The 14,024-nt window shown below is 40.1% G+C and carries 14 protein-coding genes and 1 pseudogene; 7 read left to right on the top strand and 8 right to left on the bottom strand.

Annotated features, from left to right (window positions below):
- Nucleotides 1-16: 16 nt before the first annotated feature.
- Complete coding sequence (locus HUK45_RS02730) at nt 17-784, bottom strand: sulfite exporter TauE/SafE family protein (RefSeq protein WP_191910980.1); 768 nt, start codon at nt 782-784, stop codon at nt 17-19.
- A gap of 33 nt (nt 785-817) precedes the next feature.
- Entirely contained in the window at nt 818-2,296 is a 1,479-nt protein-coding gene (cls, locus tag HUK45_RS02725; RefSeq protein WP_191910979.1) for a cardiolipin synthase, read from the bottom strand.
- Between the two features lie 128 nt (nt 2,297-2,424).
- On the opposite strand from cls (HUK45_RS02725), the gene HUK45_RS02720 reads away from it, so the two are divergent.
- Together HUK45_RS02720 and HUK45_RS02715 are read left to right on the top strand one after the other, a co-directional pair.
- Nucleotides 2,425-3,003: a GNAT family N-acetyltransferase gene (locus HUK45_RS02720; protein WP_191910978.1), complete on the top strand. Its 579-nt coding sequence runs from the start codon at nt 2,425-2,427 to the stop codon at nt 3,001-3,003.
- 38 nt (nt 3,004-3,041) lie between these two features.
- The gene (locus HUK45_RS02715; RefSeq protein ID WP_102168520.1) at nt 3,042-3,323 is read left to right on the top strand and encodes a hypothetical protein; all 282 of its coding nucleotides are present in this window, start codon (nt 3,042-3,044) and stop codon (nt 3,321-3,323) included.
- 75 nt (nt 3,324-3,398) lie between these two features.
- Here the strand turns inward: HUK45_RS02715 and HUK45_RS02710 are convergent, their stop codons facing one another.
- From HUK45_RS02710 to HUK45_RS02700, 3 genes are all read right to left on the bottom strand, one after another.
- Entirely contained in the window at nt 3,399-3,749 is a 351-nt protein-coding gene (locus HUK45_RS02710; RefSeq protein ID WP_191910977.1) for a type II toxin-antitoxin system PemK/MazF family toxin, read from the bottom strand.
- A 104-nt stretch (nt 3,750-3,853) separates the two neighbouring features.
- Nucleotides 3,854-6,040: an ATP-dependent Clp protease ATP-binding subunit gene (locus HUK45_RS02705; RefSeq protein ID WP_328797128.1), complete on the bottom strand. Its 2,187-nt coding sequence runs from the start codon at nt 6,038-6,040 to the stop codon at nt 3,854-3,856.
- A 103-nt stretch (nt 6,041-6,143) separates the two neighbouring features.
- On the bottom strand, nt 6,144-6,365 hold the full coding sequence (locus HUK45_RS02700) for a transcriptional regulator (RefSeq protein ID WP_102168518.1): 222 nt from the start codon (nt 6,363-6,365) through the stop codon (nt 6,144-6,146).
- Nucleotides 6,366-6,792: 427 nt separating this feature from the next.
- On the opposite strand from HUK45_RS02700, the gene HUK45_RS02695 reads away from it, so the two are divergent.
- The 5 genes and pseudogenes from HUK45_RS02695 to HUK45_RS02675 all read left to right on the top strand — a co-directional run bounded on the left by HUK45_RS02695 (nt 6,793) and on the right by HUK45_RS02675 (nt 10,561).
- Nucleotides 6,793-7,218, top strand: a complete 426-nt coding sequence (locus HUK45_RS02695; RefSeq protein ID WP_191910976.1) for an OsmC family protein — start codon at nt 6,793-6,795, stop codon at nt 7,216-7,218.
- A gap of 12 nt (nt 7,219-7,230) precedes the next feature.
- Nucleotides 7,231-7,689 (top strand): NUDIX hydrolase, encoded by a 459-nt coding sequence (locus HUK45_RS02690; protein WP_191910975.1) that lies wholly within the window; start codon nt 7,231-7,233, stop codon nt 7,687-7,689.
- 156 nt (nt 7,690-7,845) lie between these two features.
- Nucleotides 7,846-9,335: pseudogene (gene cls, locus HUK45_RS02685) on the top strand (cardiolipin synthase).
- A gap of 18 nt (nt 9,336-9,353) precedes the next feature.
- Nucleotides 9,354-9,698, top strand: coding sequence for a hypothetical protein (locus HUK45_RS02680; protein ID WP_191910974.1), 345 nt, complete (start codon nt 9,354-9,356; stop codon nt 9,696-9,698).
- Nucleotides 9,695-10,561: a DUF4097 family beta strand repeat-containing protein gene (locus HUK45_RS02675; RefSeq protein ID WP_191910973.1), complete on the top strand. Its 867-nt coding sequence runs from the start codon at nt 9,695-9,697 to the stop codon at nt 10,559-10,561. Before HUK45_RS02680 ends, HUK45_RS02675 begins: the two co-directional genes overlap by 4 nt.
- 109 nt (nt 10,562-10,670) lie before the next feature.
- Here the strand turns inward: HUK45_RS02675 and HUK45_RS02670 are convergent, their stop codons facing one another.
- The 3 genes from HUK45_RS02670 to HUK45_RS02660 form a co-directional block, all read right to left on the bottom strand.
- Nucleotides 10,671-11,843, bottom strand: a complete 1,173-nt coding sequence (locus HUK45_RS02670; RefSeq protein ID WP_191910972.1) for an iron-containing alcohol dehydrogenase — start codon at nt 11,841-11,843, stop codon at nt 10,671-10,673.
- A 140-nt stretch (nt 11,844-11,983) separates the two neighbouring features.
- Entirely contained in the window at nt 11,984-12,532 is a 549-nt protein-coding gene (locus HUK45_RS02665; RefSeq protein WP_191910971.1) for an NADPH-dependent FMN reductase, read from the bottom strand.
- 202 nt (nt 12,533-12,734) lie between these two features.
- On the bottom strand, nt 12,735-14,024 hold the full coding sequence (locus HUK45_RS02660; protein WP_191910970.1) for a mucin-binding protein: 1,290 nt from the start codon (nt 14,022-14,024) through the stop codon (nt 12,735-12,737).

The raw sequence follows: 14,024 nt of genomic DNA, 5'->3' as shown, positions 1-14,024 counted from the left end.
CCAACAATAATATTTCTTATAAGTATGCCTGCTTAAAGAAGATGACTGCTTGAGTTAAAGCAAGCAATGCAATTACCCAGCGCATCAACTTAGCAGGTACATAACGTAAAACAATTGGTCCTAAGTAGCCACCAATAAACATTCCCACTGCCATTGGAATCGCGTCCCACCAATAAATTTTTGATGTAAACGAATAGATTATTAAGGCAACAAGGTTAGTAAAACCACAAACCGCATTTTTAATTGCATTTGATACTAGAAAGTCCTCATCAGTCAAGTATGTTAATAATACTAGAATCACAATCCCACTTGCGGCACCAAAGTAACCTGCATACCCTCCAACAACTACCAGAAGAAAGATATACAAAACTTTTAGCCATTGGGGTTTCTGTTTAGTTAAGTCAGGTTGGTGCTTCCCTGAAATTAAAATCATTGCACCCGCAATTAAGATAAAGAACGGCACCACTCGTTCAAAAACCTTCCCTGGAAAAGCAAGTAAAAGGAAGCAGCCAATAATCGAGCCGATTACAGTAAAGAAACCGTAAATCCATACCTGACGCCAATGACCATGAAGTTCCCTTCCAGACGCAAATACCGCACCAAGACTATTCCAAATCAGCGCTGCATCATTTGTCACATTAGCATAAACCGGGGCTACACCAACACTTAAGAGCAGTGGGTACGATGCCAGCGAAGCAAAAGAAGCCGCTGAAGCTAAAATTCCTGCCACAACACCACCAAGTAATAAGTAAATTAACGTTCCAATCGATGGAATTCCTGCCATTTCTCTCTCCCTATCAAGTTAACTAATAAAATCCTACAAAATCGGCGATAGCAGTCGTGAAAATGTCTGTTTAAACCTTAACCACCGCGATTGGCTAGCAAACATCTCTGGAGTTATCACCCTTGAACTACGGATATCATTGACAAAGATCTGCTCGAGCTTATCCGTCATATCGCGATCGTAAATAAAGGAATTAATCTCGAAATTTAACTTAAAACTTCTGAAATCAAGGTTTGCAGAACCAACACTTGCCATTCTGCCATCGATCATGATCGTTTTGGCATGCAAAAAGCCTTTTTCGTAAAAGTAAATAGTAATATCATGGTTTGCCAGCACCCGAGCGTAGTATTGAGTTGCTCGATAAACAAACGAATGATCCGGCTTACATGGAATCATTATCCTGACATCTACTCCCGAATGAGCAGCCACTTGAAGCGCATCAATCACACTATCATCTGGAATTAAATATGGCGTTTGAATCCAAATATGATCTGTCGCAGCGTTAATTAACCGCAAATAACCTAATTTTATGTTTTCCTGTGGTGATTCCGGACCGCTAGAAACGATCTGCAGCGACGTTTCATTCATAAGTTGACTTTTATCTAATTTAATTTCAGGGAAAAACCGCCGAAAGTGCTTAATTCGGCTTTCTTGATGTTTGACTGACGCATTCCAGTCACGAATAAACCGCTGTTGCAGACTATATACACCGCCACCAATGATTCGAAGGTGAGTATCACGCCACGGGCCGAACTTCTTTACCCGCCCGAGATACTGGTCACCAACATTAAAACCACCAACATAACCAATTTTACCGTCGATCACAACAATCTTTCGGTGATCACGATAATTTAGCCGAAAATCAATAAAGTTGCTGTGGGTCATCAAGAATGGTGTTGCATAGCCACCACGTTTGCGAAGGCCGTTATAGAAATCAGCACGAACCCCCATCGAACCCCACGAATCATAAAGTACACGAACTTCAACGCCCTCTGCTGCTTTCTGCTCTAACAGGGTTCGCAATTCATTCCCGATTTGATCATTATAGATTGTATAAAATTCAATATTAATACTCTTTTGGGCTGCCTCGATGTCAGCAAAAAGTTGCTGAAAAAGCTTATCACCATTTATATAAACTTTGACATTATTGTGACGGGTTAAGAAGGCGTTATCTAGACTTTGAAAAAGCATTACTGTCCGTCGATACATTTGAGCAGTTGAATGCTTAGGCTTCGGCATATTTTGAAACTGAACCTTTTGCCGATCAACTGCCTGCTTTAGTTTTAACTGTGTCTGCGATTTAATCCTCTCTAACCGCCGCTGTGGCAGCTTTCGACCAAGAAATGCATAAATGATGAAGCCAACTACCGGTAATAAAAGCAGCACGAGCAACCATGCCCAAGTCGCAGCAATATCCCGCTTTTCTCTAAAGACTGTAAATAGTGCCGCAATTTCGTTAATAACAACGATTGCTAGCAACAGCCATTTAATAACACTCCACGTTAGTATCAATTGCGGCACCCCCTTTTTGTCTCCTTAATTCTAACTCATTAAAATTGGATAACCAACGGCCACTTTGAAGATTTTCTTTTTGTTTTATAATAAAACCAATTTATTAATGAATTGAGGTTAACCTAACTATGTCAACAATTTATCTTCGGCGTGCTAAATTAGCAGATTTAAACACCATTATGGAAATTATTGAAGAGGCTCGTAAAGCACTTAAAAATGCTGGCAATCCACAATGGCAAGATGGTCATCCTGATCGGGCAATGATTAGTCGTGATATTTCCCAGGAAATAAGTTGGGTTCTCATAGTAAATAACCACATTGCTGGAACCGCGGTTCTCCAACTTGCTCCTGAGCCTTCATACCGGAATATTAGCAACGGCCAGTGGAGCCATCCTCATGCTCCATACGCCACAATTCATCGGGTTGCTCTTTCCAGTAGCTATCGCGGTCAGGGCCTTGCTAAATTTCTTTTTAGCAATTTAATTACTGTTGGTCAACTCCAAGGACGTAATAACTTCCGCCTTGATACTCACGAAAAGAACCAACCAATGCAAAGGTTAGCTCACAATTTGGGCTTCGTTCGTTGTGGCAACGTTACAGTTAATGATAAAAACGACCCAAAACGGCTTGCCTTTGAACTAAATCTCGATCATGGTTATAAAGTTACAAGAATTACTAACGACTTTATGAAAGGACTGCTAAAATAGAAAGTGTAAGATATAACTTTACTTATAGGAGGGATTTTATGCAGTACGCAAAAAATGATCTTGGTCATTTAGTTCGCCAACACAATGAACTAGTCAATAAGATCCAAAAGATTCATCCAGAAATTGAACAGCTTAGTAAGCGGATTGGCTTAAAGCCAGATGATGATTTCTGGAAGATGTACTTAAACCAACAGTGGCTGCCTACTAGTACAGCAATCCAAAGTCGCCTCTTTAGGCTTCAAAAAGAATTTTTTGATCTCGGCGAACGGGCTGGATTGATTGAAATTAAGATTAACCAACTAAAAAAGAACGCTGCTTAATTAGCACTTAAAATAATAAAAGAATAAAACGACGGGGCTAGAAAATGAAATTCTTTTCCAACCCCGTCATTTTAATTACAAAGAAAGACTCACTCGCAATCCACGATTAACCCTTTTCATTACCGAAGCATCAAGGTGATCAATCCGATCCATTAGTCGTTGCTTATCAATCGTCCGAACTTGTTCCAGCAAAACAACTGAATTTCGGGGAATCCCGGTTACTTCAGCCGTCAGCGGAACGTGTGTCGGCATTGGCTTCTTTTGCGAGTGCGTGGTGATTGGTGCCACAATAACGGTCGTGCTAAAGTGGTTGCCTATATCATTTTGGACAATTAAAACCGGTCGTTGTCCCCCTTGTTCCGAACCCACTACCGGTGAAAGATCGGCATAAAAAATGTCCCCTCGTTTTACTTCTTTTGCCTTCATTCGGTAAATTTCTCCTTAGGTTTATCATCGTTATAGTTTTATTTTAAAAAGAAAAAAGATAGGAAACAAGTTCCCTATCTTCTTTCCTCACCAAAGCCTAATGACTATTTGTCGTCTTCAGCTTTTTTATCGTTATCTTCGCCTTTGTCAGCTTTTTCTGACTTGTATTGGTCACTGTCATCCTTGGCATCAACGATTACTAACTTACCATCTTTCATTTCAGCAACTAAGTGCTTTGCATCAAGGTGGTCAAGGTAGTAATCAGTTACCTTGTCACGAATTTCACGTTCGATAACCCGACGAAGTGGACGAGCACCCATTGCTTCATCATAACCTTCATCAATAAGGTATTGCTTTGCAGTTGGGGTAACCTTAACGTCCATTCCCTTCTTAGCCAAGGTCTTATTAACGTCAGCTAACATCAAGTCAACAATCTTCTTCAAGTCTTCCTTAGTCAAACTGTGGAATTCAACAATTGCGTTGAACCGGTTCAAGAATTCTGGACGGAAGTAATTAGTTAACTTCTTAATCAAGTCTTCTTCATCGTTGTCGTTACCTAACTTAACTGGAGCATCATTGGAGTATCCAGCGTTTGAGGTTGCGATAATTACCGTGTTCTTGAAGTCGATTGTGTTTCCTTGACCATCAGTTAAGCGACCATCATCAAGGACTTGGAGCAAGAGGGTAATAACTTGCGGGTTAGCCTTTTCAATTTCATCCAACAAGATGATTGAGTAAGGGTGACGACGAACTTTTTCAGTTAAGGTATTGCCATTGTCATCATAACCAACATAACCAGCAGTTGCACCGATTAACTTCGAAACAGCTGTCCGGTCTGAGTATTCTGACATATCCAAACGAATAATGTCATTCTTGCTACCAAACATGTCGAGAGCTAATTGCTTTGCCAATTCAGTCTTACCAACACCAGTAGGACCAACGAAAAGGAAACTACCAATTGGTGAGTCGCCTTCATCAAATCCGGCACGGTTACGACGAATAGCTCTAGCTACTGCTTCAACAGCCTTATCTTGACCAATGACTTTGCCTTCTAGCCGCTTGTCCATGTCCTTCAACCGTTCAACATCGCTAGCACCAATCTTAGAAACTGGAATACCAGTCATTTGTTCTACCGCGTTAGCAACATCTTCAGGGGTTGCAGTAACCTTGTCGTTTTCGGAGCCTTCCTTTAATTGCTTCTCAAGATTAGCAATCTTCTCCTTAGCGGCTTGAGCAGTCTTGTAATCTTCCTTCTTGGCTGCTTCCTTTTGCTTCTTCTTTTCGTTTTCGATGTCCTTTTCAATTTGCTTTGCATCGTGTGCTGGGTGCTTAGCAGCTAAGTGAGCAGCAGTCATATCTACCAAGTCAATTGCCTTGTCAGGTAATGATCGTTGTGGCATGTATTGAACTGAGTAGTCAACTGCAGCTTGAAGTACATCATCTGGTAACTTAACGTTGTGGTGATGTTCGTACAAGTCACGAATTCCCTTTAGAATAGCGATTGTATCAGCCTTGCTTGGAGCGTTAACTGTTACTGGGTTAAACCGCCGTGCCAAAGCTGCATCCTTCATGATTGTGTTTCGGTATTCATCCTGAGTAGTTGCACCAATTACGGTAATTTCACCCCGTGATAATGCAGGCTTCATGATATCAGACATACCCTTAGAGCCATCAGCATCACCAGCAGAACCAGCGCCAATGATTTGGTGAATCTCATCGAAGAAGAGGATAATATTTCCAGCCTTCTTAACTTCATCAATCAACTTTTGCATATTCTCTTCGAAACTACCACGGTATTGAGTACCAGCTTCAAGACTAGAAACATCAATACTAATAATTTCCTTGTCCTTAATGGCTGCTGGAACATCACCAGATACGATTGCTTGAGCAAGTCCTTCTACAACAGCAGTCTTACCAACACCAGCATCACCAACTAATACTGGGTTATTCTTAGTCCGCCGACTTAAAATTTCAGCAGTTTCTTGAATTTCTTTATTCCGTCCAATAACTGGGTCAAGTTCGTGACGACGAGCTTCTTCAGTTAGGTTCCGTCCTAACTTATACAAGATGCTTTCCTTACCTTCATTAGGTTGTGGACCTGGTTGTTGTGGAGCAGCTCCACCAGGTAACTTTCCAGTCTGACGATATTGAGCAAATTCTTCAGGAGTAACTTCTCTACCATTAATGAGGTAGCGGCGGTTATCAGAATTAAGACCATTCATTCCACCCATTAATTGGTTAAAAATGTCGTTCATGTCTCCGTCAAATGGGTTCATTGGATTTTGTGCCATAAGTACATTCCTCCCTTAATTTCCTTTAATCAAATTAATAAAAAATTTATTGTTATGTTTATTATAGGTGCTTTCATATCTCGAAGCTAATATAACGCATTATCTATGTTAAATAGTGTTCCTCTAATTCTTTCAGGACCTCCCACATATGTTTATGCTGTGCCTGAGCTAAAGCATCCAAATCCCTTAAATTCAGTGGCGTTGCGCTCGACTGTGGCTTATTAAAGGATTTATGTAAAGTGGTGTAGCCGTATCCGGAACGTTTTGATACCTGATAAATCGTTAAGTTATGGACTTCCAAGTACTGTTTAATATTAATCCGCATATCTTCACTTCCTTTACACTAATAATTATATCACATTTGTGGTATAACACAAGTGTGGAGTATCAAAAAATTCAAAAAAATATTTAAAAGTTATTGACTTTAATTAAAAATGAATTAGAATATTAGTAATCTCTTAATCAATTGAAGAATGAATAATTTAGTATCCTTGTAATCCCTTTTCTTTTGTGTGCTAACATTCCATTCCCGGATGTTCCCCAAGCGTCTGGGAATTACTACTTTACTCATTCCAATTCAGTAAAAGGATCATGCTACTTTGTCATGATCCTTTTATTTTTTATGAGAATTTGCTAAGGAACAGCCATTAATTTGGCTAGGCATTTTTATTGCGTACCATCACCGATTCAGGCATACTTGAAACAGTTGGACAAAAGTTTAGATTGCTACCAAATAAAGGGAGGATAAGCAAATGAGTACATTTAAAGTAAAAGCCACAAAAACTACTACTGGAATGCAGGTATCTGCTGGAACACGAGGATTTGAAATTACCTTTGATGAACCAAATAGTACTAATACAGGAATGAATCCTGTAGAAATTCTCTTAACTTCTTTTGGTGCTTGTACTGCAATTACAGCCCAAGCCTTAGCGGACAAGCGGAATTTCGACTTACAAGCTTTCTGGATCGACATTGACGGTGATCTCGACCGCGAAGATGTCGCTCCTGGAGAAAGTCGACGGAAATTTACTGAAATCCGCTTTACACCTCATCTTCGTTCGGACGAATCTGACGAAGATATTAAGCAGTTTCTTGCCGATGTCGAAAAGAAATGTCCAGTAAGGAACACCCTTGAATTTGGTACGAAATTTGTTGCCAATAATTTTGTACGGGAATAAGGTGCTAGGATAATGCCATACATTAAAAAGATCCGGAGCATGGTTGGTCATGAGCCCTTAATCATGACCAGTGCTTCAGGAGCATTACTTAACCACGATCAGCAAGTTCTTCTTCAAGCACGTGCTGATACTGGCGATTGGGGATTCCCCGGTGGTTATATGGAATACGGTGAGTCGTTTAGTGACACTGTGAAACGAGAATTCAAAGAAGATGCTGGTTTTGAAATTACTCCCGTGAAGTTGTTAAAACTTCAGGATCAAGATTTTTATACCTATCCAAACGGTGATCAAGTTCAACCAGTTAATGCCTTCTACCTCGTTAAATTGGCTACTCAAAAGCACTTTAATACTAAGCCCGACGAAACTGTTAAAGTTCAGTATTTTGATCTTACAAAAGAACCACCCAAGTTCTTCAATGATCAACATGCTGAAATGTGGCAGCTGATTAAAAATTATGTCGAACAATTATAGAAATTACTAGATAAGTCATCCTCGTACTCTGTTTAATCCAGAATGCGAGGATGATTTATTTTTCTTCATTTTGCTCCCCATCCCATTAACTTACCCTCAGCGTTAATTATGCTAGAATAGTCTTATTATGTAGTAAGAGCAATAAGGAGAGAAATTATGATTTGGACCTGGGACATTATCCGGCGCATCATTGAAGTACTATGGCTAATTAACATTGGATTTGCTATCTGGACCGTTTTTCGGAGTAGGCGAGATATTGCTGCTACTTGGGCATGGTTGCTCGTCCTATCTGTATTTCCCATAGTTGGCTTTATTCTCTACATGTTCGTTGGTCGTCAACTATCACATGATGATATTTTTACAATTCAAGAAGAACAAGCTAAATATCAAAACTCTTTCCTCAAGAAACAACATCAACTACTAGAAAAACACGAGTTATTACCGCAAAGCAATCAAAAACCCCGGGCACGAATGCTTGCCAATTTAAACCTTAATAATGACGAGGCGCTCTTAACCTTTGATAATCGTGTTGAAGTCTTTACTGACGGTCATGCTAAGTTCGAACAACTAATTGACGATATCAACCACGCCAAAAAATAGTTGATGTTGAGTACTATACTTTTTATGCTGATCACCTTGGCAAACGAATACTTGACGCATTAATTCGTGCTGCTAAACGAGGGGTCAAGGTTCGTGTCCTCTATGATGCTAGTGGCTCTCGTGGAACCAAGCCATCGTTTTTTGAACCACTAGAAGCTCTCGGCGGTGAAGCTCAAGCATTTATTTCAAGTTCATCTAAGTGGTATACTTCTCCACGACTTAACTATCACCTCCACCGAAAATTAGTGATTATTGATCACAGGATCGGCTACATTGGTGGTTTTAATATTGGTGATCAGTATCTTGGCGATAGTCCTAAATTTGGTTACTGGCGTGATACTCACCTAAGAGTGGTTGGTCAAGCTTCAGTCATGATGGAGATTCGTTTTGCAATGGATTGGAACACTACCTGCCGCAAAACCCATAAGCCAAAGTTTTCTATTGATGATGAACTCAAGAACTTTACTATTAAGCATCCCCAATCAGTCGATCCAAATGAAGTCCCGATGCAAATCGTCTCCTCTGGTCCAGTTAACCAAAATTACGCAATTCGGCGAGGGTACGAGGGAATTATCGCCACTGCACGAAAATATGTTTATATCCAATCTCCTTACTTAATCCCAGAAGATTCAATTCTTGAAGCATTAATCATTGCTGCCAAAAGTGGTGTCGATGTTCGAATTATGGTCCCATGCATGCCTGACCATCCCTTTGTCTACCGAATGACCGAGTACTATGCTAAGTATCTTGTTCAAAACGGTGTTAAGGTTTACCGCTATGATAACGGCTTTATCCACGCTAAGACAATGGTTAGTGGTTCCAACATTGCATCTGTCGGTTCAGCTAACCAGGACTACCGAAGCTATAAGCTTAATTTTGAAGTAAATGCTTTTACCTATAATTCACAGCTCTCCAGTGAACTTAAAAAGATTTTTGAAGATGACCTGCTTAACTGTACACCGATGACAGAAGAGTACTTTGCAAAACAATCACGGTGGCTAAAGTTTAAGCAACAATTCTCTCACCTTCTAGCTCCAATTTTCTAATTTACGGGAGGAATTAAAATGAACACGGAAAATGCCAAGCGCATTAAAGATGTTCTGATTGCAATTCTAATAATCGTTGGTGTACTAGCAATTCTTCCAGCAGTTTCTATTGCAATCATAACTATCCTTTCTTTCCTCATTACCGGCTTTTCGTTCGCTAACATTGCGCTTGTTGAAATGATGGGGTACTGGTCAAGCAATATCTGGACAAGTTTCTTCTATTTTGGGTTATTAGTTATAGAGCTTGGCCTTCTGATTATTATTATTCCTATTCTTGTCTGGGTCATTAAATGGCTAATCAAAGCAATAAAATGGGTAATCAGTGCTATTAAAAAGCGATTGGGAGGCAGTAATAAACAATGAAACGCGCATTTAAGTGGGGAAGCATTATTATTGTTTGCGGATTAATCATTTCTGGAATCGCTTATTTAGGTCATAAACAACCATTCGATCCAATGACCCCAATTGAAGAATCAACAGCTAATCATGATGTTCTTACCCGAAAGTCATTTAATAAAATTAAGGTTACTGCTAGTTCAGCTGACGTAATTATTAAGCAGGGAAACCACTTTACCGTTTCCTATTACGGAAATAAAAGTCATGCAGTTCATGCTCAAGTTAAAGATGGTGTCCTAAAAATCTCCCAGACACCAGTTACCCATTCGAAATTGGCTAAATTTCAGTTACTTAACAATACTGATGAAGACCGTTGCATTGTTACTATTCCCCAAAAGGCAGATCTTACTAACATAGAGGGGCACGTCAATAATGAGCTCCTGCTTAATCGAATTCTTGCCAAAAAAATTAATTTAGAGAGTAATGGTGGCAATATTAACGTTCTTAATTGCGAGTTTGATCAGGGGGAAATTACCACTACCAGCGGGGATATTTCTATTCGGAACTCGGCACTTATCAACACAAAGCTTGCTTCAACTAGTGGCGACATTAACTTAAATAAGGTTTCATTAACCAAGGGAACCTCTTCGCTAACATCTGGTGACTTTAATGGTCGACGATTAACTGTTATCGGTCATTATTCGGTTACTAACCAAAGTGGGGATAATTCGATTACTAAATCGACCATTGACGGTGCGAAACTTACTACCAAGAGTGGTAACAATAAGTTAAAGCGGAAACATCGTAGCGGTGGTTCACTCGAACAACATACCACTGAACCAAACGTCATTTATCTCAAAAATGTCAGTGGTAATAACATTATTAAATAACTTCCATATGAAACAGATAGTAAAATGGCTTCAAAATTCGGTCTTACCGAACTCTGAAGCCATTTTTAGGAGTTGTTTAAGTTTTTAGTTGTGTTATCTTACCTAATTATTAGTAGATACCATCATAAGCCTTTTGGTAAAGGTCAATTATTTCTTGCTTAGTACCTTTCCGTGGGTTGGAGAATGCATTACCATCCTTCAATGCGTTTTCAGCCATCAATGGGAAGTCTTCTGGCTTAGCACCAATTTCCTTAATTGATGCTGGAATACCAACAGCCTTGCACATTTCTTTCATTCCGTCAATTGACTTTTGAGCAGCTTGCATGGTAGTTAAACCAGTTGTATCGTAACCCATAATTTCAGCTAATTCTGCAAACCGTTCTGGGCAAGCAATAATGTTGTACTCTTCAACGGTAGTAAGCAATAATGCACAGCAAACACCATGTGGAGCATCATATTGACCACCAAGTTGGTGAGCCATTGCGTGAACATAACCTAAGTTAGCGTTGTTAAATGCCATTCCGGCAAGCATTTCTGCTTCAACCATCTTTGTCCGTGCTTCAATGTTATGACCATTAGCAACTGCTTCAGGCAATGCAGTTTGGATTAATTGAATTGCTTCCTTACATTGACTGTCAGTAATTGGGTTGTGATCAACTGAAACGTATGGTTCGATTGCTTGGACAAAGGCATCACAACCAGTAGCAGCGGTAACTGATTGAGGAACATCCAGCATCAGCATTGGATCATTAAATGATACCAATGGAATGTTACGCCATGAAACAACAACGAACTTCAAGTGATCCTTTTCATTAGTAATAACCGCGTGACGGGTTAATTCTGAACCAGTTCCGGCAGTAGTATTAACAGCCATTAGTGGTGGTAGTGGGTTCTTTAAGGTTTCAATTCCGGCTAGCTTAGTGATATCGTCACCGTTAGTCAAAATAATTCCGATTCCCTTACCACAGTCGTGAGCTGATCCACCACCAACAGTGATGATTGAGTCACAACCTTCATCTTCGTACATCTTCTTACCAGCCTTGATGTTCCGAATCTTTGGGTTAGGTTCTACACCAGTGAAGACAGCGTAGTCAACACCAGCTTTTTCTAATGATGCTAGAGTTTGTTTAACTGGTCCATTATCGATCGCAGCCAAGTTATCTTGGGTAACAACCAGTACCTTGTGCATCCCCAGCATCTTAGCACGATCACCAATCTTTTCAATTACACCTGGGCCAAAGAAATTAACACTAGGCATCAGAAAGTCAAATTGTCTATTCATTGCAATAGCCTCCTTAGATTGCTTGTATGCACTTACATTATGAATCATTGTGAAGATCATTGCAAATTAGAATTGCCTAATAACAATGAGAATATAGACATATCACCTCATTTGTTTTATTACAAGAATTTTGGGCTTATTTATTCCGTCTTTTTTGTTAAATCCTTTTCAAATTCTGCCCGTAATAATTGAGCAACCGGATCATAAGTATGGAGAATTCGATCAATCTCCGCAACTGAATCGGATGGGCTAATCTTTAATTGCGGGTTAATTGCCAATTGTTTCATGTGAAACCCGGTAATCACTAGTCGCATTGCTATCTGTGCTTGAGCTCCACCGTGAGCGCCAAACGTTACTAAACTGACTGGCTTATTCTTCCACTCGTTTGCCAAGTGGTCAAGTGCATTCTTGAGTACTGCCGGGTAGCCCCAATTATATTGCGGAAAGACAAAGATCAAGCCATCATAACTCGATATCAAGTTACTCCATTCACGTGTATAGCTATGTTCATACTGACCAAGTGCCGGGATTTTACTTTCATCTAAAAATGGTAAGTCGATTGCTCTTAAGTCAATTTCATTAAATTCCAGCTTTGTGCTTACCGCTAATTGTTTCTGTAACCAATCAGCAACTTGCTTGCTCCGCCGACCAGGACGTGTACTACCAACAACTATTCCAACCTTTTTCATTGAAATCACTCCCATCAATTGTCTTCGCCTTCATCATAACTATATTTAGCCTTTAAAACAAAAGAATGGGGCTAGAAAGTTAATTCCTAGCCCTATTCTTTTACTATTCAGTCTTTCCCTTCTTTTTCACTAAGCCAAATGCTAGTAATTGGAGAAGGAGGGTTACCAAGACGAGCATTGTTCCAGTAATTAGTCCGGAACTCTACTTTTCGCCAGTTTGTGGTAACTGCTGGTTATTCTGACTTGTCTTTTTAGCATTATTCTCAACTTCTTTTACGTCAGCTTGTTCAACTATTGTTGCGGAAGTTAACTGAACAGTTGCTGTCGCTGCTGCTTTTGCCGCATTAGTAGTTGCAGAAGCTGAATTTTTGTTCCCTTGCTGACCGGAGTTGCCTGGACCAGTTAGCTCGTCGGATCCTGCTGGCTTGTCTGAGTCTACTGGTCCATCTGAAGTGCCTGGCTGCTCAGGACTAACCGGTTTATCTGGATCCATCGGCTTATCAGGAGTAATTGGTTTGTCCGGTTCTACTGGTGTGTTCGGTTCTGTTGGCTTTTCATTTTGCTTGTAACTAATTTCTACCAACACATTCTCAGTATTAACATCCGGTGTTACGGCTTCCACCTTTTCCTGACTTGGTGTGTAACCATCAATCTTTTCTGGGATAAATTCAGCCCATGTTCCATTCCCATCAACAACTTGCCATTCAGTTTCACTAATAATTTCACCGTTTACTGGGTGCTTAGTAGTATGTTTAACAAATGTTACGGTAATCGTCTTTACGGTTCCATCCGGCATTGTAACCTTAATCACCCGGTTAACCGTTTTAGTATCAGCATCAACTTGGTGGGCAAGGTAGTTAACGTGGTGGATCTGATCCTCTGTTTCCCCATTAACTTCCATCAGCGCAATCTTTTCAATGTCTGGAACATGTCCCTCAACCGTTGGCACAACAAATTCCGCAAAGTGAGCCCTTGTCCAATCGCCGTACTCGTTTTCACCCGTTTGTAAATTTGTTCTTACTTCGCGAGTTACCGTTACTGAGTGTTTAATTGGTTCAACCGTCCCGTTCGGGTGATGGAGGTAGATTACCCGATTAATTACCTTTTCTTCAGTTGTAATTGAGTACGCTGCCTCATAACGAACTTCAACTTCAAAGTCCTTAGTTTCAGGATTAACTACTACATTCGGAATATATTCTACACCTGGTTTGTAACCATCAATCTCTTCCGGTGAATAGCTACTAAGCATCTTTCCTGGTTGATCCCATTCGCCATAAACGACTTCCCCATTCGCCTTCGTAGTCACTTGCCGAGTAAACGTTACTGTTTGGCGAATATATTTAATACTACCATCTGGTAAGATTAGTTTGATTGTCCGTGTGACATCACGAGTCCCCGTTGTTACTTCATTTTGAGGGTACCTAATTTCTTCAACCCAACTATTAGTTCCTGGCTTAACCGTAACTTGACTGAGCTCTGTCCGGTCTGGCAT

Source organism: Limosilactobacillus urinaemulieris (assembly GCF_014838745.1).
Lineage (GTDB): Bacteria > Bacillota > Bacilli > Lactobacillales > Lactobacillaceae > Limosilactobacillus > Limosilactobacillus urinaemulieris.
Note: the sequence above shows the minus strand (reverse complement) of the source record. Positions and strands in the feature narration are given on the sequence as shown.